17 protein-coding genes and 1 pseudogene are annotated in these 22,056 nt (G+C 58.1%); 5 read left to right on the top strand and 13 right to left on the bottom strand.

Going from position 1 to position 22,056, the window contains the following annotated elements; translation table 11 throughout:
• Positions 1-372: 372 nt before the first annotated feature.
• Genes F8N85_RS01565 through F8N85_RS01550 form a run of 4 tightly spaced genes read right to left on the bottom strand, consistent with a single transcriptional unit; the run spans position 373 to position 3,837 of the window.
• On the bottom strand, positions 373-1,530 hold the full coding sequence (locus F8N85_RS01565) for a betaine/proline/choline family ABC transporter ATP-binding protein (RefSeq protein WP_150801939.1): 1,158 nt from the start codon (positions 1,528-1,530) through the stop codon (positions 373-375).
• Positions 1,527-2,180 (bottom strand): ABC transporter permease, encoded by a 654-nt coding sequence (locus tag F8N85_RS01560; RefSeq protein ID WP_150801938.1) that lies wholly within the window; start codon positions 2,178-2,180, stop codon positions 1,527-1,529. Before F8N85_RS01560 ends, F8N85_RS01565 begins: the two co-directional genes overlap by 4 nt.
• A gap of 11 nt (positions 2,181-2,191) precedes the next feature.
• Entirely contained in the window at positions 2,192-3,100 is a 909-nt protein-coding gene (locus F8N85_RS01555) for a glycine betaine ABC transporter substrate-binding protein (protein WP_412072471.1), read from the bottom strand.
• Between the two features lie 20 nt (positions 3,101-3,120).
• Positions 3,121-3,837, bottom strand: coding sequence for an ABC transporter permease (locus tag F8N85_RS01550; RefSeq protein WP_150801937.1), 717 nt, complete (start codon positions 3,835-3,837; stop codon positions 3,121-3,123).
• Positions 3,838-4,164: 327 nt separating this feature from the next.
• Between F8N85_RS01550 and F8N85_RS01545 the strand changes: the two genes are divergently transcribed.
• The 3 genes from F8N85_RS01545 (at position 4,165) to F8N85_RS34475 (ending at position 7,522) form a co-directional block, all read left to right on the top strand.
• A complete protein-coding gene (locus F8N85_RS01545) occupies positions 4,165-5,748 on the top strand; it encodes a peptide chain release factor 3 (RefSeq protein WP_150801936.1) in 1,584 nt (527 codons plus the stop codon).
• A gap of 287 nt (positions 5,749-6,035) precedes the next feature.
• Positions 6,036-6,251 carry a hypothetical protein gene (locus F8N85_RS01540; protein WP_150801935.1) on the top strand — a complete coding sequence of 72 codons (216 nt, stop codon included), beginning with the start codon at positions 6,036-6,038 and terminating at the stop codon, positions 6,249-6,251.
• Positions 6,252-6,763: 512 nt separating this feature from the next.
• Positions 6,764-7,522, top strand: coding sequence for a hypothetical protein (locus F8N85_RS34475; RefSeq protein WP_191636088.1), 759 nt, complete (start codon positions 6,764-6,766; stop codon positions 7,520-7,522).
• A gap of 172 nt (positions 7,523-7,694) precedes the next feature.
• Here F8N85_RS34475 and F8N85_RS01530 read toward each other — a convergent pair whose 3' ends face one another.
• The 8 genes from F8N85_RS01530 to F8N85_RS01495 all read right to left on the bottom strand — a co-directional run bounded on the left by F8N85_RS01530 (position 7,695) and on the right by F8N85_RS01495 (position 18,396).
• Complete coding sequence (locus tag F8N85_RS01530) at positions 7,695-8,666, bottom strand: peptide ABC transporter ATP-binding protein (RefSeq protein WP_150801934.1); 972 nt, start codon at positions 8,664-8,666, stop codon at positions 7,695-7,697.
• Complete coding sequence (locus tag F8N85_RS01525; RefSeq protein WP_150801933.1) at positions 8,666-9,634, bottom strand: ABC transporter ATP-binding protein; 969 nt, start codon at positions 9,632-9,634, stop codon at positions 8,666-8,668. Before F8N85_RS01525 ends, F8N85_RS01530 begins: the two co-directional genes overlap by 1 nt.
• Positions 9,635-9,644: 10 nt before the next feature.
• Positions 9,645-10,556 carry an ABC transporter permease subunit gene (locus F8N85_RS01520; protein WP_150801932.1) on the bottom strand — a complete coding sequence of 304 codons (912 nt, stop codon included), beginning with the start codon at positions 10,554-10,556 and terminating at the stop codon, positions 9,645-9,647.
• A gap of 10 nt (positions 10,557-10,566) precedes the next feature.
• Positions 10,567-11,577 carry an ABC transporter permease subunit gene (locus F8N85_RS01515; RefSeq protein WP_150645256.1) on the bottom strand — a complete coding sequence of 337 codons (1,011 nt, stop codon included), beginning with the start codon at positions 11,575-11,577 and terminating at the stop codon, positions 10,567-10,569.
• A 73-nt stretch (positions 11,578-11,650) separates the two neighbouring features.
• Positions 11,651-13,246 (bottom strand): ABC transporter substrate-binding protein, encoded by a 1,596-nt coding sequence (locus tag F8N85_RS01510; protein ID WP_150801931.1) that lies wholly within the window; start codon positions 13,244-13,246, stop codon positions 11,651-11,653.
• Positions 13,247-13,325: 79 nt separating this feature from the next.
• Positions 13,326-14,702, bottom strand: coding sequence for an OprD family porin (locus tag F8N85_RS01505; protein ID WP_150801930.1), 1,377 nt, complete (start codon positions 14,700-14,702; stop codon positions 13,326-13,328).
• Between the two features lie 167 nt (positions 14,703-14,869).
• A complete protein-coding gene (locus F8N85_RS01500; RefSeq protein WP_150801929.1) occupies positions 14,870-16,471 on the bottom strand; it encodes an ABC transporter substrate-binding protein in 1,602 nt (533 codons plus the stop codon).
• 299 nt (positions 16,472-16,770) lie between these two features.
• Positions 16,771-18,396, bottom strand: a complete 1,626-nt coding sequence (locus F8N85_RS01495; RefSeq protein WP_150801928.1) for an ABC transporter substrate-binding protein — start codon at positions 18,394-18,396, stop codon at positions 16,771-16,773.
• A gap of 1,389 nt (positions 18,397-19,785) precedes the next feature.
• On the opposite strand from F8N85_RS01495, the gene F8N85_RS01490 reads away from it, so the two are divergent.
• A complete protein-coding gene (locus F8N85_RS01490) occupies positions 19,786-20,184 on the top strand; it encodes a DUF6124 family protein (RefSeq protein WP_150801927.1) in 399 nt (132 codons plus the stop codon).
• A 175-nt stretch (positions 20,185-20,359) separates the two neighbouring features.
• Here the strand turns inward: F8N85_RS01490 and F8N85_RS01485 are convergent, their stop codons facing one another.
• A complete protein-coding gene (locus tag F8N85_RS01485) occupies positions 20,360-21,076 on the bottom strand; it encodes an SIMPL domain-containing protein (RefSeq protein ID WP_150801926.1) in 717 nt (238 codons plus the stop codon).
• A 241-nt stretch (positions 21,077-21,317) separates the two neighbouring features.
• Between F8N85_RS01485 and F8N85_RS01480 the strand changes: the two are divergent.
• A pseudogene (locus F8N85_RS01480) lies at positions 21,318-22,056 on the top strand (sensor histidine kinase); the annotation flags it as partial.

Below are 22,056 nucleotides of genomic sequence, written 5' to 3'. Positions count from 1 at the left end.
GACCTTGCTGTCTCGTCGTCAGTACTTGAGCCGGATGGATCGTTTCCAGCATGGACGTTCGGCGCGAACTTTAGGACGTGAGAGGCTTGAGATCAACAAAAAATGTCGCGTTTTTACACGCGTCCGTCGTGTGGTCGGGGTCAATCACTTATGTAACGGACCCAGATGACAGGCTGATGTTCCCCGATTGGGGATTTTCGGTGGGATTTACTAACCTGTGGCGCGGGGGCTTGTCGGAACGCCGCACCGCCCCGCTGGGGCGCGCAGCGGCCCTAAAAACTGCAAAGGCGTTGCATCAGGCACACCGCATTCACCGATTTTACGACTGCTTCGCAGCCGAACGGGGGCGAGCCCCCTCGCCACAGGGTCAGATCAGGCCACCGCTGCCTCGGCAGGCGAAACAATGCTGGTCTTGCCACCGCGCGAACGGCCGGAGCTGAGGTATTCGGCAATCGATTCCTGGGTCACCTCACCGAGGAACACCCGCTCGGCATCCATCACCGGCAACCACGAACGGTTGAACTCGTACATTCGCGACAGCAGGATGCGCAAATGTTCGTCGAACGCCGCGGTGGCATTGAACTCGCGCAAGTATTGCGCGCAGGTGCCGGTCTGGCGGTGCAGGTCGCGGCGACGCACATAGCCCATGGCCTTGTTCTCGGCGCAGGTGACCACCACGTAGCGACGGTCCAGTTCGTCCATCAATTCCAGGGCTTCGGCCACTGGAGTTTCCGGGCTGACCGACGGCGCGTTGTCCGCCGCGTCTTCGGCTTTGACCAGCAGCAGACGCTTGAGGGTGCTGTCCTGGCCGACGAAGTTGCTGACGAAGTCATCCGCTGGGTGCGCCAACAGGGTATCCGGATGATCGAACTGAATCAGCTTGCCGCCACGGAAGATCGCAATCTTGTCGCCGAGCTTGATCGCTTCGTCAATGTCGTGGCTGACCATGATCACGGTCTTGCCCAGCGCCCGCTGCATTTCGAAGAACTCGTTCTGGATCATTTCGCGGTTGATCGGGTCGACCGCGCCGAACGGTTCATCCATCAACAACAGCGGAGCATCGGCCGCCAAGGCACGAATCACACCGATCCGCTGTTGCTGGCCACCGGACAATTCACGGGGATAGCGGTTCAGGTACTGCTTGGGTTCGAGCTTGATCATGCTCATCAGTTCGCGGGCGCGGTCGTGGCATTTCTGCTTGTCCCAACCGAGCAGGCGCGGAACGATAGTGATGTTTTCCTCGATGGTCATGTTCGGGAACAGGCCGATCTGCTGGATCACATAGCCGATGTTACGGCGCAGCGTCACGGCATCGAGGTCGGTGGTGTCTTCACCGTTGATCAGGATTTTCCCCGAGGTCGGTTTGATCAGGCGGTTGATCATTTTCAGCGTGGTGCTTTTGCCGCACCCCGAAGGCCCGAGAAATACGCAGATCTCGCCTTCATTGACGATCAGGTTCACCGAGTCCACGGCTTTCACGTCTTTGCCGTTGCTTTGGAAGGTCTTGCTGAGGTTTTGAAGTTCGATCATTTCAGGAGTCCTTTGGGAGTCAGCGTGCGTTGCAGCCATTGCAGAAGCAGGTCGGCGAAGATGGCCAGGAGACTGACCAGCACGGCGCCGACGATCAGCATCGACATATCGCTGCGGCTGATTGAAGCGAGAATAAGTACACCAAGGCCACCGGCGCCGATGGTCGCGGCGATGGTCATGACACCAATGTTCATCACCACGGCGGTGCGTACGCCGGCGAGGATCACCGGCACGGCGATCGGCAGTTCGACCATGCGCAGGCGCTGGCCGAAGGTCATGCCAATGCCGCGTGCGGCTTCACGGATGCCCGGGTCGACGCCGGTCAGGGCGAGGTAGGTGTTGCGCATGATCGGCAGCAGCGAATAGAGAAACACTGCGGTGATCGCCGGCATCGGCCCCAGGCCCTGGCCGAACTTCGAGTAGAACGGCAACAGCAGGCCGAACAGCGCGATCGACGGAACGGTCAGCAGCACAGTGGCACTGGCTTGCAGCGGACCGGCGAGGGTTGGGAAGCGAGTCATCAGGATGCCCAGCGGCACGCCAACGACAATTGCCAGGGTCACGGCGATCCCGACCAGAGTGATGTGTTGCCAGGTCAGTTGCAGGACCAGCGGCCAGTCCAGATGGGAAAAGGCGTTGATAAATTCCATGTCTTCTCCTCTCAGTTCAAGGGATGCTGGCGCAGGAAATCTGCGGCAACGGATGAAGGGCTTTCGTGATTGACATCGACCCGCGCGTTGAGCTCGCGCATAGTTACGTCGTCGAACAGTTCGGCCAGCGGCTTGAGTTCTTCCGCGAGTTTCGGGTGGGCGTCGAGGTACACCTGACGCACCACGGGAGCTGCGGTGTAGTCCGGGAAGTAATGCTTATCGTCTTCCAGCAGTTTGAGCTTGAAGGCGTTCAATCGACCGTCAGTGGTGTAGACCAGACCGGCGAACACCTGACCATTGCGCAAGGCGGTGTAGACCAGCCCGGCATCCATCTGGCGGATGTTTTTGCGGGTCAGGTTCATTCCGTAAAGCTTCACCATGCCGTCCAGACCGTCGGAACGGTTGGCAAACTCGGTGTCCAGGGCCATCAGGTGATGGGTCTTCGCCTCAGCCTGCAGCACTGTATTCAGCTCGCTGATGGTGTTGATCTGCGGATAAGCCTTTGCGGTCTTTTCCGGCAGCGCCAGGGCGTAGGTATTGCTGAATTTCGACGGAGTGAGCCAGATCAGGCCTTTTTTTGCGTCGAGTTCTTTTACCCGAGCGTAGGACTGAGCGCTGTCGAGTTTGTCGGTGACGTGGTTGTAAGCCACCAGCGAAACGCCGGTGTATTCCCACATCAGATCGAGCTGTCCACTTTCGTGAGCGCCACGGGCCAGGTTGCTACCCAAACCACCGGTGATCTGGGCGTCATAACCCTTGGTGCGCAAGTATTGGGAGGTGATTTCAGCCAGCAGGGTTTGCTCGGTGAAAACCCGAGCGCCGATGCGGATCACCGGTTTTTCGGCGGCTTGGGCGATTCCTGCGAACAGCAGGATGCAGCCTAGTATCAAGCCCATTGTCTTTATAAAAGCAGTCTTCATGTGAATTCCTTTGCTCAGGCTTAAGACGGGCGCAGACCGCGTTCGAGCCAGAGGCGGCTGGCGAGTGTCACCAGGCCGTCGAGCAGCAGTGCCAGCAGGGCGGTGCAAGCCGCGCCGAGCAGTAGTTGCGGCTGATTGTTCAGGGCAATGCCAGGGAAAATCAGGCTGCCCAGACTGTTGGCGCCGATCAGGAATGCCAGTGGCGCGGTACCGACATTGATCGCCAGCGCCACACGTACGCCACCGATGATGATTGGCACGGCGTTGGGCAGTTCGACCCGCCAGAGCACTTGGCCCGGGGTCATGCCGATGCCGACGGCGGCTTCCTTGAGTGAAGCTTGTACGTTTTTCAGGCCCTCATAGGTGTTGCGCACGATGGGCAACAGCGAGGCGAGGAACAGAGCGAAGATCGCCGGGCCGCTGCCAATCCCTAGAATCCCCAGGGCAATGGCCAATACGGCGAGAGGTGGGACGGTGTTGCCAATGTTGAAGATCTGCATGAAGCGTTCAGCACGAGTGACCATATTCGGTCGGCTGAGGAAAATACCGGCGGGAATGCCTACAACGAGGGCGGCCAGCATGGAGACAAGAACTAGAACCAGATGAGCTTGCAGATAAAACAATAAATCGTCGCGGTAATGTTCAATCGTATTGATGCCGATCCAGTGGACCAGCAGGGCCAGGAGGGCGAAAACAACCGCGCACCCCAACAACCCTTTGCCATAGCGAATAGCCACAGGCGGACTCCTTTATTTCAGTCGGCGGACGCTCTCCCTTGCGGCACTGCCATTCCTGGCTGCCGGGAGAGTCGTTCGCGAAAAGCAGCTCGCAAGGGCCGGCAAAGCGGCACAAGTCGAGCCATAAGCGCAGCCTCGTCAGGATGATTTGCTGATAGTTCAGCCCCTGAAACGAGGTGGTAACAAGAGAGTGGACGGCTCCACTGGGCAAAAGGTTCCCCCGTGTGCGGCATTTCGCCACCCCCAATGTGCTCAATGGTTCGGTTATGGGCTGAGTTTGGGCTATAATCGCTGCCCTTTTTTGAATCACCTGCCAGGCGATTTCCCATGACCAAACAGGCCGCCGAAGTCGCGAAACGCCGCACTTTCGCTATTATTTCCCACCCGGATGCGGGTAAGACCACCATCACCGAGAAGCTCTTGCTGATGGGCAAGGCCATTGCTATTGCCGGTACGGTGAAATCCCGAAAGTCGGACCGTCATGCCACCTCCGACTGGATGGAAATGGAAAAACAGCGTGGTATTTCCATTACCACGTCGGTCATGCAGTTCCCGTATCGCGATCACATGATCAACCTGCTCGACACCCCGGGCCACGAAGACTTCTCGGAAGACACCTACCGTACCTTGACGGCGGTCGACTCGGCACTGATGGTCCTCGACGGTGGTAAGGGCGTAGAGCCACGGACCATCGCCTTGATGGACGTCTGCCGTCTGCGCGACACGCCGATTGTCAGCTTCATCAACAAACTCGACCGGGACATCCGTGACCCGATCGAATTGCTCGACGAGATCGAGGCGGTCCTGAAGATCAAGGCCGCGCCAATCACCTGGCCGATCGGTTGCTACCGCGACTTCAAGGGTGTGTACCACCTCGCCGACGACTACATCATCGTGTACACCGCGGGCCATGGCCACGAGCGTACCGATGTGAAAATCATCGAGAAGCTCGACTCCGACGAAGCCCGCGCGCATCTGGGCGACGAGTACGCTCGTTTTGTCGATCAACTGGAGCTGGTGCAGGGCGCTTGTCACGAATTCAATCAGCAGGAATTCCTCGACGGTCAACTGACCCCGGTGTTCTTCGGTACCGCTCTGGGCAACTTCGGTGTCGATCACGTGCTCGACGCCGTGGTCAACTGGGCACCCAAGCCGCTGGCGCGTGTCGCCAACGAGCGCACGGTCGAGCCGATTGAAGAGAAATTCGCCGGCTTCGTGTTCAAGATCCAGGCGAACATGGACCCGAAACACCGTGACCGTATCGCCTTTATGCGGATCTGCTCCGGCAGGTACGACAAAGGCATGAAAATGCGCCACGTCCGGACCGGCAAGGACGTGCGGATCGGCGATGCGCTGACGTTCTTCTCTTCCGAGCGTGAGCAACTGGAAGAAGCCTTCGCCGGCGACATCATCGGCCTGCACAACCACGGCACGATCCAGATCGGCGACACCTTCACCGAAGGCGAGGCACTGAGCTTCACCGGGATCCCGCACTTCGCCCCGGAACTGTTCCGCCGCGTACGCCTGAAGGACCCGCTCAAATCCAAGCAACTTCGCCAGGGCTTGCAACAGCTGGCCGAAGAAGGCGCGACCCAGGTGTTCTTCCCGGAGCGCAGCAACGACATCATCCTCGGCGCCGTCGGTGTGCTGCAGTTCGATGTGGTCGCCAGCCGCTTGAAAGAGGAATACAAGGTCGAATGCGCTTACGAGCCCATTACTGTGTATTCCGCCCGCTGGATCGATTGCAGCGATAAGAAGAAACTTGAAGAGTTCTGCGTCAAGGCCGTGGAAAACCTCGCGATCGACGGCGGTGGTCACCTGACCTACCTGGCCCCGACCCGGGTCAACCTGGCGCTGATGGAAGAGCGCTGGCCGGACGTGAAATTCCGCGCGACGCGTGAGCATCATTAAGCGCTGAGCGGTAACACCCAAAAGCCCCGTTGCGAAAGCTGCGGGGTTTTTTATTGGCGCTCCTACACGAGCAGTGTCCTCGCCACAGGTCATCACGGCTTTTGAAATCGCTGTTCGGCATAACACTTATTCAAAACCAATCTGCCTGCCAATGGCATTTCCTGGGGTTCATCAGCGTCCTATCTGAAGAACCCGCTCGATCGCAACTGAGTTTCACACAACGCCACGGCATTCGGGTTTGTCGCCGTCAGGCTCTGAGGCTTCACCTTGAAAGGATGGAATCGGTTATGAGCATTTTTCTACGCGGTGTGTTGTTGCTGAAAGTATTGGTGCTGCTCACCCTCGGTACGGCGTCGGCGGCTTGGGCGGAGTGTCAGGACCATGAGGAGCAGGCCTCGAATGGGCACGGGGCGTACAGCACGATGATCATTGCAGCAGAAGATGACGACTCGAACACCGACGATCCAGACACCGAAGAGGATGAGGGCGATAGCCAGACATAGAATGTAAATGACGGACAAAAGAAAAACCCCTTCTCCCACATTGCCGAGCAATCCGGGAAGAAGGGGTTTGGTCAACTCTGCCAAAACGTGCCCCGTTTATCGGAGCACGTTTTTTCAGGCCGCGCCGTGGACGAATTGCTCGGCGTAATGGCAGGCCGTCTAGCGGTGTCGAGTACGCGCAAGGCCGGCTCTTTAGTGATGTATCGCTCGGTCGAAACTATTGAATACTCCCACTATCAAGTGGGGGTGTTCATGTTTGTTAGTGCGCTATTATCGCGATGCTGTGTCAGGCGAATGCTTAGTTCTGTTTTTTCCAATAAAGTGTGGGGGGTTGAGCTTATAGTTTTTCTGTAAGAAATGATGTTTTGATATTGAAGTGAGTAAGGCTTTTTTATAATCTAAATTTAGCTCGGTTGACTGGATTGGAAAAACAGTTGTTCGTGCTGTCATTAAACTAATGAAATGAAAAGCCTTGATTGTAGTTAATTCACCATTTTTTCAGGAGATGTTAAATGAATGGAATCACTAATGAGAGCGAGTTGAACAATTCCGAACTACTCGATGTAGATGCGGAGCCTAAACCACCGGTTAAGCCACCCAAGCCGGTCAAGCCGCCGGTGAGTCCTCCGGTTAAGCCACCCGTTTCGATCAAGCCGCCGGTGAATCCTCCGGTTAAGCCACCCGTTTCGGTCAAACCGCCGGTGAATCCTCCGGTGAAGCCGCCCGTTTCGGTCAAACCGCCGGTGAATCCTCCGGTTAAGCCACCCGTTTCGGTCAAACCGCCGGTGAATCCTCCGGTTAAGCCACCCGTTTCGGTCAAACCGCCGGTGAATCCTCCGGTCAAGCCCCCCGTTTCGGTCAAGCCACCGGTGAAACCTTCGGTTACCCCAACGCCAATTAATAAATTACCCCAAGAAAAATTCAGTGTTCTACAGAGTTTTGTTGCACCCGTGCTCGTCAGTGTTACGTCAAGTGTGGTGACTGGGCTTTTGCAGTTTAATCATCCCGTCAATGCTACGAAGAATGCAGACGGGACGGTGACTTATCCCAATGGCGCCGTGGCTAACGATTCAGACGGGACAATAACCAATACCGACGGCAGCGTAACGCACGCGGATGGAAGGACGGTTTACTCGAATGGAAACGTATTTAATGGTACGAGCGGGCTGTTTATATTTGCCGATGGAACAGAAGTCCAGGCTGAGCGTAATGAGAAAGAGGAGTGGGTATTCCCGACTGAAAATTCGGGTGATGCCCCGCCCCATCCTTGAACTTCCATGATCAAGATGCGGTGATACAACACGGGTCGTGAGAGATACCCATCAGGGAGAAGCTTTTACACGCTTGATTTTTGCTCTCTGTTGAAACGCTTTCGAGGAATATAAAAGCTACTTGTTTGAAAGACCCTCCCGGACAGGTTCCGGGAGGGATTTTATGCTTTGTTCAAACGACGAATTGCTCAGCGTAGTGGCAAGCCACCTGGCGGCTGTCGAGCAGGCGCAAGGCCGGCTCTTCAGTGCTGCATCGCTCGGTCGCATACGGGCAGCGCTTGTGGAAGGCGCAGCCGGACGGCGGATTGAGCGGGTTGGGCAGTTCGCCGACGATCTTGATTTTCGGCTTGGTCGGATCCGGGTGGATCGTTGGCGTAGCCGACAGCAGTGCCTGGGTATAAGGGTGCAGAGGACGGGTGTAGATGTCTTCTTTAGGGCCCATTTCCACCGGCCGGCCCAGGTACATCACCATCACGTGGTCGGCGACATGACGCACCACCGCCAGGTTGTGGGAGATGAACACGTAGGCGGTGTTGAACTCTTGCTGCAGGTCCATGAACAGGTTGAGTACCTGGGCCTGAATCGATACGTCCAGCGCCGAGGTCGGTTCGTCCGCCACCAGCACTTTGGGCTGCAGCATCATCGCCCGAGCCAGGGCAATCCGTTGGCGTTGGCCGCCGGAGAACATGTGTGGATAACGCTGGTAGTGCTCAGGACGCAAGCCCACCTGCTTCATCATTGCCTGGACTTTCTCGCGACGCTCGGCGGCACTCAACTTCGTATTGATCAGCAGCGGTTCAGCGAGTTGATCGCCGATTTTCTGCCGTGGGTTCAACGAGGCGTAGGGGCTCTGGAACACCATCTGCACGTCTTTGCGCAGTTGCTTGCGCTGGGCCTTGTCGGCGCCGGTGACTTCCTGCCCGGCGATTTTCAAGGAGCCGGAGGACGGCTCTTCGATCAACGTCAGGGCGCGGGCCAGGGTCGACTTGCCGCAGCCCGACTCGCCAACCACAGCGAGCGTCTTGCCGGCTTCCAGTTCGAACGACACGCCGTTGAGGGCGCGAACCAGTGCCGTGCCTTTGAACAGGCCGCGGGATACTTCGTAATGACGGGTAAGGTCGCGGGCGGTGAGAACGACGCTCATTACGCCACCTCCTGATTCAAGGGGTAGAAGCAGCGGGCGAGGCTGTTGGCTTTAGGGTCCAGGCCCGGGCGTTGCGTGCGGCAGTTGTCTTGCACATAGGGGCAGCGCGGTGACAACAGGCAACCTTGCGGGCGGTCATAACGACCCGGAACGATGCCCGGCAAGGTCGCCAGACGCTCGGCACCCAGGCTGTGTTCCGGAATCGCCGCCAGCAGTGCTTCGCTATACGGATGCGCTGGCACCTCGAATAGCCCGGGCACTTGCCCGACTTCCACGGCCTGGCCTGCGTACATCACGCACACCCGTTGCGCGGTTTCGGCTACTACGGCCAGGTCGTGAGTGATCAGCACCAGGCCCATGTTCTGCTCTTGTTGCAAGTTGAGCAGCAGCTCCATGATCTGGGCCTGGATGGTCACGTCGAGGGCGGTGGTCGGTTCATCGGCGATCAGCAGTTTTGGTTCGCCGGCGATGGCCATGGCAATCGCCACGCGCTGGCTCATGCCGCCGGACAGCTGATGCGGGTAGGCATTCATGCGGCTGGCGGCGCCAGGGATTTCGACCTTTTCCAGCAGCTCGATGGCGCGCTTGCGGGCGTCCTTGCTGGACATTTTCAGGTGCAGGCGCAGCACTTCCTCGATCTGGAAACCCACGGTATAGCTCGGGTTCAGCGCGGTCATCGGGTCCTGGAACACCATCGCCAGGTCCTTGCCGACGATTTTTCGACGCTGGCGGGCATTGAGCTTGAGCATGTCCTTGCCATCGAAGATGAGGGAGTCAGCGGTGACGATGCCGGGATGCTCGATCAAGCCCATCAGCGCCATCATGGTCACGGACTTGCCGGAACCCGATTCGCCGACGATGGCCAGGACTTCACCCTTGTCCACGGACAGGTCGAGACCGTCGACCACAGGGACCGCGTTGGCGTCGCCAAAGCGCACATTGAGATTCTTGATTTCTAGCAGTGACATGGGAATCTCCTCAGGCGGCGTTCTTGAGTTTCGGGTCCAGCGCATCGCGCAGGCCGTCGCCCATCAGGTTGATTGCCAGCACGCTGAGCAAAATGGTCAAACCAGGCAGACTCACCACCCACCAGGCGCGTTCGATGTAGTCGCGAGCAGAGGCCAGCATGGTGCCCCACTCCGGAGTTGGCGGTTGTACGCCAAGGCCGAGGAAGCCCAGGGCCGCGGCATCGAGAATCGCCGAGGAGAAACTCAAGGTCGCCTGAACGATCAGCGGCGCCATGCAGTTAGGCAGCACGGTGATGAACATCAGGCGTGGCAGACCGGCACCGGCCAGGCGCGCGGCGGTCACGTAGTCGCGGTTAAGTTCGCCCATCACCGCGGCGCGGGTCAGACGAACATAGGACGGCAGCGAAACGATCGCGATAGCGATCACGGTGTTGATCAGGCCAGGGCCGAGGATGGCGACAATAGCAACAGCCAGCAGCAGCGACGGCAGGGCCAGCATGATGTCCATCAGACGCATGATGGTCGGGCCGAGCACGCGCGGGAAGAACCCGGCGAACAGACCCAGCATGACCCCGGGGATCAGTGACATGACCACCGATGACAAGCCGATCAGCAGCGACAGGCGTGAACCATGGATCAAGCGCGACAACAGATCGCGTCCCAGCTCGTCGGTACCGAGCAGAAACTGAATCTGTCCACCTTCGAGCCAGGACGGCGGCGTCAGCAGGAAGTCGCGGTATTGCTCGCTCGGGTTATGTGGTGCGACCCAAGGGGCGAACAGTGCGCAGAACACCACGAGGATCATGAACAGCAGGCCGGCAACCGCGCCTTTGTTCTTCGAGAAGGCTTGCCAGAATTCTTTGTACGGTGACGGATAAAGCAGGCTTTGGTCGACTGCTACTGAGGTAGTTAGAGTGCTCATTAGTATGATCTCAGCGCTGATGACGGATGCGTGGGTTGGCAAAGCCGTAGAGGATATCCACCACGAAGTTGACCAGAATCACCAGGCAGGCGATTAACAGGATGCCGTTCTGCACCACCGGATAATCCCGGGCGCCGATGGCTTCGATCAGCCATTTGCCGATGCCGGGCCAGGAGAAGATGGTTTCGGTCAGAACCGCACCGGCCAGCAGGGTGCCGACTTGCAGACCGACCACCGTCAATACCGGGATCAAGGCGTTACGCAGGCCGTGAACGAACACTACGCGCGCCGGCGACAGGCCTTTGGCCCGGGCGGTGCGAATGTAGTCTTCACGCAGCACTTCAAGCATCGAGGAACGGGTCATCCGGGCGATCACCGCCAGCGGGATGGTGCCGAGCACGATGGCCGGCAAAATCAGGTGATGCAGGGCGTCGAAGAAAGCCCCGGTGTCATCGGCGAGCAGGGTATCGATGAGCATGAAGCCGGTTCTCGGCTCGATGTCGTACAGCAGGTCGATCCGCCCGGAAACCGGGGTCCAGCCCAGGGAGACCGAGAAGAACATGATCAGGATCAGGCCCCACCAGAAGATCGGCATCGAATACCCCGCCAGGGAGATGCCCATCACCCCATGGTCGAACAGGGATCCTCGCTTCAAGGCGGCAATCACCCCGGCCAGTAGCCCGAGGATGCCGGCGAACAGCAGGGCGGCCATGGACAGTTCCAGGGTCGCCGGGAACAGCGAGGTGAACTCGCTCCAGACGCTTTCACGGGTCCGCAGGGATTCGCCAAGGTCGCCCTGGGCAAGTTTGCCGATGTAGTCCAGATACTGGGCATACAACGGTTTGTTCAGACCAAGGCGTTCCATTGCCTGGGCATGCATCTCAGGGTCGACCCGACGTTCGCCCATCATGACTTCCACGGGGTCGCCGGGAATCATGCGAATCAATGCGAAGGTCAGCAAGGTGATGCCGAAGAAGGTGGGGATCAACAACCCCACGCGGCGGGCAATAAAACTAAACATCTTCTGGTGTACCTCATCAGCCGGTTAGGCGTGCCCGGCACCGTCGGGATCAACGATGACGGGCGTTTCTTATCTACTTCACCAGGGTGGTAGCGAAGTTATTAGTGGTCAGGGGGCTAATGTGATAACCCTCGACGTTTTTGCGCATTGCGGTGAACATTTTCGGGTAGGCCATGGGGATCCATGGTTGATCCTGATCGAAAGTCACCAAAGCTTTTTCATACAGTGCAGCACGTTCTGCCGGTTCGGTTCCCGCACGGGCCTTGTCGATTACGTCCTGGAACGCCTTGTTGCACCAGCGGGCGTAGTTTTCGCCGTTTTTCGCTGCATCGCAACTCAGGTTCGGGGTCAGGAAGTTATCCGGGTCACCGTTATCGCCGGCCCAGCCGGCCGAGACCATGTCATGTTCGCCATTCTTGGCGCGCTTGAGCATTTCGCCCCATTCCATGACGCGGATGTCGAGCTTGATGCCGACCCGTGCCAGGTCCGACTGCATCATCTGTGCGCCGAGCAGCGGGTTGGGGTTGGTCGGGCCGCCGCCATTGCGGGTGAACAGGGTCAGCACCGTTCCTTCCGGCACGCCAGCTTCCTTGAGCAGCGCGCGGGCCTTGTCCAGGTCGCGAGGCGGATTTTTCAGTGTGTCGTTGAAGCCTAGCAGGGTTGGCGGATAAGGGCCGGTGCCGACCACGGCATTGCCCTTGCCGTACAGGCTGCTGACGTAGGCTTCCTTGTCGAAGGCGATATTGATCGCCTGTCGGACCCGCACGTCGCTCATGTATTTGCGGCTGGTATTCATGGCGGTGTAGCTGGTGGTCATGGCCGCCAGTTCGTCGACCTTCAGGTTCGGGTCGGCCTTGATGCTCGGGATGTCATCGGGTTTTGGATACAGCGCGATCTGGCACTCGTTGGCCTTGAGCTTCTGCAGGCGCACGTTGTTATCGGTAGCAATTGCCAGGATCAGCGCTTCGCTCGGCGGCGGACCACGGAAGTAATCCTGGTTGGCCCTGAAACGGACCTGGGCGTCCTTGGCGTAACGCACCAAGACGAACGGCCCGGTGCCGATTGGCTTGCTGTTGAGGTCGTTGGTCTTGCCGGCCTTGAGCAACTGGTCGGCGTACTCGGCAGAGTAGATCGAGGTGAATGGCATGGCCACATCGGCCAGGAACGGTGCTTCGCGGCGGGTCAGGGTGAATACCACCGTGTGGTCGTCGACTTTCTCGACGCTTTTGAGCAGGTCCCTGAAGCCCATGCTTTCGAAGTAGGGGAAACCTATGCTCGATTTGCTATGCCACGGGTGCTTCGGGTCCAGCTGGCGCTGAAAACTCCAGAGCACGTCGTCGGCGTTCATCTCGCGGGTCGGCTTGAAGTATTCGGTGGTGTGGAACTTGATGCCTTTGCGCAGATGAAAGGTGTAGCTCAGCCCATCCGCGCTGATCTCCCAGGAGTCGGCCAGTGCCGGTACCACTTCAGTGGTGCCGGGCTTGAAATCCACCAGACGATTGAAGATGGTTTCGGCCACCGCATCGGCAGTGACTGCAGTCGTGTACTGGACCATATCAAAGCCTTCCGGGCTGGCTTCGGTACAAACCACCAAGGGTTTGGCCGAGACGCCGACAGCGACACCCAGTAACGTGGCGGCAATCGCCGCTCGTAACGCAAGCTTGTTCATCAATAACCCCTCTGCAATCTGTTGAACCAGAAAAGCCTGAATGGCTGATTCGTCAATGAATCAGCCATTCAGCTGGTGCTTAGAGAATGTTGAATGGAATGGTAGTGACCAGACGGAATTCGTTGATGCTGCCGTCTCCTTGATTTTCGCTGGCGCGGTGTGTGGTGTAGGTCGCGCGAATCGCGGTGGCTTTCAGCGGGCCGCTCTGCACGGCGTAAGAAGTACCAATGCCGTATTCATAGTGGTGTTCGCCATCCTGTGCATTCACGTTGTAGGCCGTGCCTTTGTAGTGAGTACCGTCGATGCCCCAGCCACGAGCCTGGTAGATGTTGAACTTCAGGCCCGGCACGCCGTATTCGGCCATGTTGATGCCGTAGGCGATCTGGAAGGACTTCTCGTTCGGGCCGTTGAAGTCCGAAAGCAAGGAGTTGGCCAGGTAGATGCCGTTGGTTTCATGCAGGTAGTCGAAGTACTCGTCACCGTTAACTTGCTGGTAGGCGAACGTCAGGCTGTGAGCCTGGTGGGTCAGGCCGAACGATAGGGAGAAGGTATCGTTGTCGATCTCTCCCATCTTCTTTTTGCCTTCATCGACGGTTTTATAGTAGTTCAGGCCGGTGGTCAGGCTCAGGACCGAGCTGTCGCCCAGTTCATGAACGGCGCCGAAGTAGTACTGATTCCAGAAGTCTTCGACATTGGCCGCGTAGAGGCTGGTCTTCAGGCTTTTCAGCGGCTGATAGTTCAGGCCGGCGGTGTGGACGTGGTCGGTTTCAACCCCGGTGGCCGAGTATTCACTGCGAAACTTCGACAGGCTTTGCTCGGTACGCGGCGACACGCGGTCGAAGGTGCCGAGGTCGAATGACAGGTTGTCGAACTCTTCGCTGTGCAGGGTCACACCTTCGAAGCTCGAAGGCAGCGGACGGTTACCGATTACGTCGACGATCGGGCTGCTGAAATTCTGGCGGCCGGCGGTCAGGGTGGTGTTGGAAACCCGCGCCTTGACGTTGGCCAGGCCGAGTTTGCTCCACTGATCTACCGCATCACCATCGGAATGGGCCAGGGTACGGTTGGAGCCGTTGGCAATGTCCTTGCGGCTGCGATCCAGGACCAGCGCGTTGTAGGCCGCGACTTCAGTACTGAAACCCACAGGGCCTTGGGTAAAGCCGGAGCTGTAGTTGAGGATGGTGCCCTGGACCCAGTTGATCCGGCGTGGGGTGTCTCTGGTCTCACCATGCTTCTGGTAGTGGAAGTTACCACCACGACGCAGCAGCTCGTTGGCGTACCAGTTGCGAGTAGTACCCGACAGGCTCTGGCCGTCGACGAAGCCCTTGGATTCTGCTTGCGCGTTGGCGCTGTTAAGTTGGGTCGGAACGAATTCCTGGCTAATGCTTTCTGCGTAGGCAGTGGCCGTAACGCTGCTGATGGCCAAGGCCAATAACGCGGTGCTGCTCAGTTTCATGGGTGGAGTTCCTTACTTTTTTATATGTCGGTCTTTTTTGGGTGATCCGACTATTGGTTTTGAACTCAATCAAGGCATCGCAAACGTTTGCTGATGGCCATTTGATCAAATTCAGGCTGCACGCCTGCGGGAGAGCGAAATTCGCTCTCCGGGTTCTGGTTACCGGGTTATGGAGTAATGCCGACGCCGGAAAAGACGTTACGACCGAAGGGGCTGACCTTGAACCCTTCGACTTTCGCGCTCAGCGGCTGGTTGACCGTCGAGTGGGCGATAGGGGTGATCGGGACTTGTTGCTTGAGCAACTGCTGAGCCTGTTTGTACAGGACTGTGCGTTGCTCGCGATCCGTCACGATCTTGGCTTGCTTGACCAGCTTGTCGTATTGCGGATCGCACCACATGGAGTAGTTGTTGCCGCCAATCGCGTCACAGCTATAGAGGGTGCCGAGCCAGTTGTCCGGATCACCATTGTCGCCGGTCCAACCGATCAGGCTGACATCGTGTTCGCCGTTCTTGGTGCGCTTGATGTACTCGCCCCATTCATAGCTGACGATCTTCACGTTGAGCCCGATCTTCGCCCAGTCGGCCTGCAGCATTTCAGCCATCAGTTTGGCGTTCGGGTTGTACGGGCGTTGCACCGGCATGGCCCAGAGGGTGATCTCGGTGCCTTCCTTGACCCCGGCGGCCTTGAGCAGCTCTTTGGCTTTTTCCGGGTTATAGGCGACGTCCTTGATGGTTTCGTCGTAGGACCATTGGGTCGGCGGCATGGCGTTGACCGCCAGTTGCCCGGCGCCCTGGTACACCGCGTTGAGAATGCCTTGCTTGTTTACCGCCATGTCCAGCGCCTGACGCACTTCGAGCTGGTCGAAGGGTTTGTGTTGCACGTTGTAGGCGATGTAGCCGAGGTTGAATCCGGGCTTCTCGATGAGCTGCAGTTTCGGGTCTTTTTTCAGCGCGTCGACGTCGGCCGGGCGCGGGTGCAGGGTGATCTGGCATTCCCCGGCCTTGAGCTTCTGCACGCGCACCGAGGCGTCGGTGTTGATCGCGAAAATCAGCTGGTCGAGCTTGACCCGGCTCGGGTCCCAGTACTGTTTGTTACCGGCGTAACGGATCTGCGAATCCTTCTGATAGCGCTGGAACACGAAGGGGCCAGTGCCGATCGGCTTCTGGTTGATGTCGCTGGGTTTACCGCTCTTGAGCAACTGGTCTGCGTATTCGGCCGAAAGGATCGAGGCGAAACTCATGGCGACGTTTTGAATGAAGGCGGCGTCTACGCTGTTGAGCGTCATCACCACCGTCAGCGGCCCGGTCTTTTCGACCTTGGCGATATTCTTGTTCAAGCTCATCCCGTTGAAATACGGAAATTCGGTCGGATAAGCCTTACGGAATGGCTGCTCGGGATTGAGCATGCGGTTGAAGGTGAACAGTACGTCATCGGCGTTGAAGTCGCGGCTCGGAGTGAAGTACTTGGTTGTGTGAAATTTCACCCCTTCACGCAGGTGAAAAGTGTAGGTCAGGCCGTCCTCGGAAATGTCCCAGCGGGTAGCCAGGCCCGGTACGACGTTGGTAGCGCCTTTTTCGAACTCGGCCAGACGGTTGTAGATCGGTTCGGCGGCATCGTTGTCGGTCGCAGTGGTGTACTGCGCGGTGTCGAAGCCGGCCGGGCTGCCTTCGGAGCAAAACACCAGGCTATTGCTGGCGGCCTGGCTGATCGATGCGCCGGCCAACAGACCGGTGCCTAGTAATGCGGATAAAACCAAGGAATGACGCATGACGGTCCCTCTCCTTTATTGTTTTTGCTCAATGATTTTTCCTTGTCCGCAGACAGGGAGAGATATTGAACCCAAGTCATCGCGTGCAGCGTGCCAGCCAAAAACGCAGGGCTGCCATGCCTCGACGGTATGAGTCGCAGGCCGGGTAGTAAATGCGTAAGGTCTTTAAGACGTGTAGGAAAAGTCAATACGTCCTAGATCTGCTGCTGTAGTGCGCAGAGTTTTTGGATGTAAGAAAATTCCTGCGGTCCTGGCGGGTAAAGCAACGGCGACGTCCAGGACGCCGCCGTTGCCAGACCTTATTTGCTGACGCTGACGCCGTAGAAGGAGTTCAAGCCAAACGGGCTGATCTTGAAGTCCTGCACAGTCGTGCGCATGGGTTGAAACACCGTCGAGTGAGCGATAGGTGTCATCGGGACCTGGTCTTTGAGGAGGTGTTGCGCCTGCTTGTACAGTTCGGTGCGCTTGGCTTGGTCAGGTGTCTTCTTGGCATCTTTGACGAGCTTGTCAAAGTCCTTGTTGCACCATTTGGAGAAGTTGTTGCCGGCCAGGGAGTCGCAGCCGAACAGCACGTTGAGCCAGTTGTCCGGGTCACCGTTGTCGCCGCTCCAGCCGATGATCATCGCCTGGTTCTCGCCGCCCTTGGAACGCTTGATGTACTCGCCCCATTCGTAGCTGACGATGTTGACGTTCAGACCGATTTTCTTCCAGTCCGACTGCAGCATCTCAGCCATCAGTTTTGCGTTCGGGTTATAGGGACGCTGAACCGGCATGGCCCACAGAGTGATATCTGTACCTTCCTTGATGCCGGCTTCCTTAAGCAGCTCTTTGGCTTTCTCAGGGTCGTATTTGGCATCTTTGATGGTGGTGTCATAGGACCACTGGGTTGGCGGCATGGCGTTGACAGCCAGTTGGCCGGCGCCCTGGTACACCGAATCGATGATCTGTGCCTTGTTCACCGACATGTCCAGCGCCTGACGGACTCGCAGGTCGGCCAATGGGTTGTTGTCGGTGCGGCCCTTGAGCACGGGCATGACGTTATAGGCGATGTAACCCAGGTTAAAGCCGGCCTGTTCCGGCAGCTTCAGGGTCTTGTCTTCGCGCAGTGCCTTAAGGTCGGCCGGACGAGGGAAGAGGGTGATCTGGCACTCGTTTTTCTTCAGCTTCTGGATACGTACCGACGGGTCGGTGGTGATGGCGAAGATCAGGTTGTCGATCTTGACGTCTTCAGGCTTCCAGTAGTCCTTGTTCCCGGTGTAGCGGATGTTGGAGTCTTTCTGGTAACTCTTGAACACGAACGGGCCAGTGCCGATCGGCTTCTGGTTGATGTCGCCTGGCTTGCCTTCCTTGAGCAGATGGGCGGCGTACTCGGCGGACTGGATAGAGGCGAAGCTCATGGCCAGGTTCTGGATGAAGGCAGCATCAACGCTGTTCAGCACGAACTTGACGGTGCGATCGTCGACTTTCTCGACCTTGGCAATGTTGGTGTCCATGGCCATGTCGGTGAAGTACGGGAATTCGGTCGGGTACGCTTTGCGGAACGGGTCATCCTTGTTAATCATGCGATTAAAGGTGAACAGCACGTCGTCGGCGTTGAACTCACGAGTCGGTTTGAAATACGGGGTGGTGTGGAACTTGACGCCTTCACGCAGGTGGAAGGTGTAAGTCAGCACGTCCGGGGAAATGTCCCAGCTGGTTGCCAAGCCAGGAATAACGGCGGTGCCGCCGCGCTCGAACTGAGTCAGGCGGTTGAACATGGTTTCTGCAGAGGCGTCGAAGTCGGTTCCGGTGGTGTACTGGCCTGGATCAAAGCCGGCCGGGCTCCCTTCGGAGCAGAACACCAGGTTAGTCGCCGCTAGGGCGAATGGTGCGCTAGCTAACAAGCCTGCGCCGACTAAAAACGGAATGACCGCGTGTTTGAGCATGGTGGCCTCATGATTTGTTGTCATTTTTGGAATTAGAGGACGACCTCGTGAGTCGTGCCTGCGGATACTTATGCAGGGCCCATACCCAATGCAAGATCCGGAGTGGCTACAAGCCTTAAACAGTGGCACGAACGTACAGGAATGTCGCATCAGTGTAAGTATTGACGCATTTGACCGTTTGCGCGTAGTTTTTCGCTGCATTTGGTGTGCTGAAAAAGGGCGGTGGAGTGTAGGTCGCACCTGATGGGAGCGTAGGGTGTTACTTATAGATACCTGCCTGACAGCCGTCATGGCTCTAGTGGATGTACCCAGATCCATTGTGGAAGCGAGCCTGCTCGCGATGGCGGCCTGACAGCCGACCTGGCTCTTGCGGATGTACCCAAATCCATTGTGGAAGCGAGCTTGCTCGCGATACGGTCTGACAGCCGACCTGGCTCTTGCGGATGTACCCAAAATCCATTGTGGGAGCGAGCTTGCTCGCGATACGGTCTGAAAGCCGGCCTGGCTCTTGCGGATGTACCCAGATCCAATGTGGGAGCGAGCCTGCTCGCGATGGCGGCCTGACAGCCGCCTGGCTCTTGAGGGTGTACAGATCCAATGTGGGAGCGAGCCTGCTCGCGATGGCGGCCTGACAGCCGCCTGGCTCTTGAGGGTGTACATATCCATTCCTGCGGTAACGGCCACTAATGGTTTCGCCCTTACGGCGCCTCCCTTTGGCAAACGCCGGAGTGCCGGCCCAGCCCAAAGGAAGCAAAGGTCTCGCCCCGGCGTACGGCACCTCGCTAAGGCTCGGTGTTCCCTCGCTCCGGTGTCCATCATGGGGCGCCGCAATGCGGCGGAGTCAGCTTCGCTGACGGCGCTACGCGCCACCCCCCTGATGAACACCTCCACTCGGCCTGCCGAAGGGGCGGGTAGATCAAGATCAAGATCAAGATCAAAAGCTAAAGCAACAGCGAGGCGGCCGACCGGCCGGCCTGTTTGTGGGCGCGCTCCCCCCTGATGGAATGATTACGCAAACGAAGATCAAAAGATCGCAGCCTGCGGCAGCTCCTACGGAAAGCGCTGTCGGCTGAGGCTGCGTGGGGAATTTTCTGACGGGTTTTGGCGGTTGCGTTGGGTTTGGGGTGGCGCATAACCTTTGGCTGTCGCTGAAAAAAACAGCGATTGGGTGTGAGATCCCAGGAATCAGTAGGCGCAAAGCGCCAGCACCACCATAATTGTTGTAGGCGTTTTTTTTCGTCTGCAAAATAGTTTATGGCGGCTCTGTGCGGGCAGACTTCGGTCTGGCCGGAGTCCTACTGTCCGGTAATCTCACCCCGTACATAGCTGCCACCTCTTTGCCGAGTGAGACCGGCAAGTGATGGCTCCCATTTCAGTAGGAGCTTATACATGGACAAGATCGTCCCAGACCCACCTTTCAACAAAACCACGCCAATCTCGGATGCCCTGAGCACAGAAGACCTGCTCAAGGACCGCGCCGCCGTGCGGCGTGCCATGGATCACTACCTGACGCCATCACTCGACAAGTCCAGGCTCGCTGGCGCCCAGCCGATCACTATCTTCACCGTTGCCTCCAACCTCGACACCGAAATGCTGCTGGCCAACGCGTCCGAGACGCTCGCCAGCGCCAATGCGATTGCCTGCGATCTGGCCTTCGATCTCGAAGACTCGCGTCGTAGTGTGGTGTTGGGGGTTTACCAGATGATCGAACTGAGCAAGCTATTGGTAGATAAGGCGTTGGATCAGATAGATCAGGCGTACCGGATCAATCAGTTGAACACTAAGTGAGTTGAAGACCCAATCGCGAGCAAGTCGGATCGCCGCACCGTCGCTCCCACAGGTTATGTGCCATACACACTATATGTGGACTGGCTCAGATCCAATGTGGGAGCGACGGTGCGGCGATCCGACCTGCTCGCGATGACGGCGGCACAGTCAAACTAGATTTGACTGATTCACCGCCTCAAGGCATCAACACTTCAATCGACCCATCGGCCGTCATGCTGACCTGGCTGGTGCCGGCTTCGATTTCAGGTGTCACCGGCGCTGAATCCATGGTGGCGGCCTTCATCATGCTCGGGCCGCGCATGTACGGTTGCGGGTAGCCGTTGCTGTTGAGGTTCAGGTTGACGATTTTGTAACTCTTGCCGCCCAGGGCTTCGGTGGCCAGTTGCGCGCGGGCTTTGAAGGCGCCGACGGCTTCTTTGAGCAAGGTATCTTCGCTGGCTTTGCGGGTCGGGTTGGCGATGGCGAAATCCATGCCGCCCATTTTCAGTTCGGTCAGCAGTTCGCCAGTCAGTTTCGACAGGGTCGCGAAGTCCGAGCTTTCCAGGCGCAGTTCGGCACGTTCGCGCCAGCCGGTGATTTTCTGGCCCTTGTTGTCGTAGATCGGGTAGCTGTTACGGCTGCCCTGGCGCAAGGTCACTTCCTTGACCTGTTTGGCCTGGGCCAGTGCCTTGTTCATGGTGGTGCTGATGTCCGCGGCGAGTTTGGCCGGGTCGGTGTTTTGCTCTTCGCTGTAGAGGGTCACGATCATCAGGTCGCGAGCCACTTCCTGGCTGACTTCGGCGCGCAGGGAAATCTGGTTGTAATGAAGCTCGTCGACGGCCAATGCCGGCAGGCTGGCGAGGGTGCCGACGCTGAGAGCGAGAAGGGCGGCGCTGCGGCTGAATGTGTGCATGGAATCTCCTTGAGTGCGGTCCGCAGGTGCTGGGGCCGAGCCTGCGTGAAACCATCAGACTGTAGCTTTTATTATCCGGTTCACTCAGTTACAACTTTGATACACATCAACCCCAAGATGAACGTGCGACGGGTATATTGCGGCGCTTGATGGCTGTGGCCGTTTGCCGCAGTTTGCCTGTGCGGGCTGCTGCTTGGTTATACTCGACGCGATCCGCCTGGAGCGCTCATCAGGAGAGCTCATGCTCGCCCCCGTTCAACTGCTTTCCGCCACTCGCCAGAACCTTTGGCGTCTGACCTTTATCCGCACCCTGGTACTGGCCGCTCAAGCCGGCTCGGTGGGGCTTGCCTACTGGTTCGATCTGCTGCCCTTGCCCTGGCTGCAACTGGCGATAACCCTCGGGTTTTCCATGGTGCTCTGCGCCCTGACCGCCATTCGCCTGCGCACCTCGTGGCCGGTCACGGAGCTGGAATACGCCGTGCAACTGGCCTGCGACCTGTTTATCCACAGTGCCTTGCTGTATTTCTCCGGTGGCTCGACCAACCCCTTCGTGTCCTATTATCTGGTACCGCTGACCATCGCCGCGGTGACGTTGCCCTGGCGCTATTCGCTGATCCTCTCCGGTATTGCCCTGGCGCTTTACACCCTGCTGCTAGCGCAGTTCTATCCGCTGGAGACGTTCCAGATCGCCCGGGAAAAGATGCAGATCTACGGCATGTGGCTGAGCTTTGCCCTGGCGGCGGCAGTGATTACCTTCTTCGCGGCGAAGATGGCCGAGGAGCTGCGGCGTCAGGAAGAGTTACGGGCGATCCGCCGCGAAGAGGGCCTGCGCGATCAGCAATTGCTGGCCGTGGCCACACAGGCCGCTGGTGCTGCCCATGAATTGGGTACACCCTTGGCGACCATGAGCGTGCTGCTCAAGGAGATGCGTCAGGATCACCACGATCCGCTGCTGCAGGACGATTTGAGCGTGCTCCAGG

Origin of the sequence: Pseudomonas fluorescens, assembly GCF_902497875.1 — a bacterium.
Taxonomy (GTDB): Bacteria; Pseudomonadota; Gammaproteobacteria; order Pseudomonadales; family Pseudomonadaceae; genus Aquipseudomonas; species Aquipseudomonas fluorescens_BR.
This window is presented reverse-complemented; position numbering and strand designations above follow the sequence as displayed.

Coding starts and splice junctions, on each gene's coding strand:
- F8N85_RS01490 (WP_150801927.1), top strand. CDS start 19,786: ATGGACAAGATCGTCCCAGACCCACCTTTCAACAAAACCACGCCAATC.
- F8N85_RS01495 (WP_150801928.1), bottom strand. CDS start 18,396: ATGCTCAAACACGCGGTCATTCCGTTTTTAGTCGGCGCAGGCTTGTTA.
- F8N85_RS01510 (WP_150801931.1), bottom strand. CDS start 13,246: ATGAACAAGCTTGCGTTACGAGCGGCGATTGCCGCCACGTTACTGGGT.
- F8N85_RS01515 (WP_150645256.1), bottom strand. CDS start 11,577: ATGTTTAGTTTTATTGCCCGCCGCGTGGGGTTGTTGATCCCCACCTTC.
- F8N85_RS01560 (WP_150801938.1), bottom strand. CDS start 2,180: ATGGAATTTATCAACGCCTTTTCCCATCTGGACTGGCCGCTGGTCCTG.
- F8N85_RS01540 (WP_150801935.1), top strand. CDS start 6,036: ATGAGCATTTTTCTACGCGGTGTGTTGTTGCTGAAAGTATTGGTGCTG.
- F8N85_RS01520 (WP_150801932.1), bottom strand. CDS start 10,556: ATGAGCACTCTAACTACCTCAGTAGCAGTCGACCAAAGCCTGCTTTAT.
- F8N85_RS01500 (WP_150801929.1), bottom strand. CDS start 16,471: ATGCGTCATTCCTTGGTTTTATCCGCATTACTAGGCACCGGTCTGTTG.
- F8N85_RS01545 (WP_150801936.1), top strand. CDS start 4,165: ATGACCAAACAGGCCGCCGAAGTCGCGAAACGCCGCACTTTCGCTATT.
- F8N85_RS01505 (WP_150801930.1), bottom strand. CDS start 14,702: ATGAAACTGAGCAGCACCGCGTTATTGGCCTTGGCCATCAGCAGCGTT.
- F8N85_RS01485 (WP_150801926.1), bottom strand. CDS start 21,076: ATGCACACATTCAGCCGCAGCGCCGCCCTTCTCGCTCTCAGCGTCGGC.
- F8N85_RS01530 (WP_150801934.1), bottom strand. CDS start 8,666: ATGAGCGTCGTTCTCACCGCCCGCGACCTTACCCGTCATTACGAAGTA.
- F8N85_RS01565 (WP_150801939.1), bottom strand. CDS start 1,530: ATGATCGAACTTCAAAACCTCAGCAAGACCTTCCAAAGCAACGGCAAA.
- F8N85_RS01555 (WP_412072471.1), bottom strand. CDS start 3,100: ATGAAGACTGCTTTTATAAAGACAATGGGCTTGATACTAGGCTGCATC.
- F8N85_RS01525 (WP_150801933.1), bottom strand. CDS start 9,634: ATGTCACTGCTAGAAATCAAGAATCTCAATGTGCGCTTTGGCGACGCC.
- F8N85_RS34475 (WP_191636088.1), top strand. CDS start 6,764: ATGAATGGAATCACTAATGAGAGCGAGTTGAACAATTCCGAACTACTC.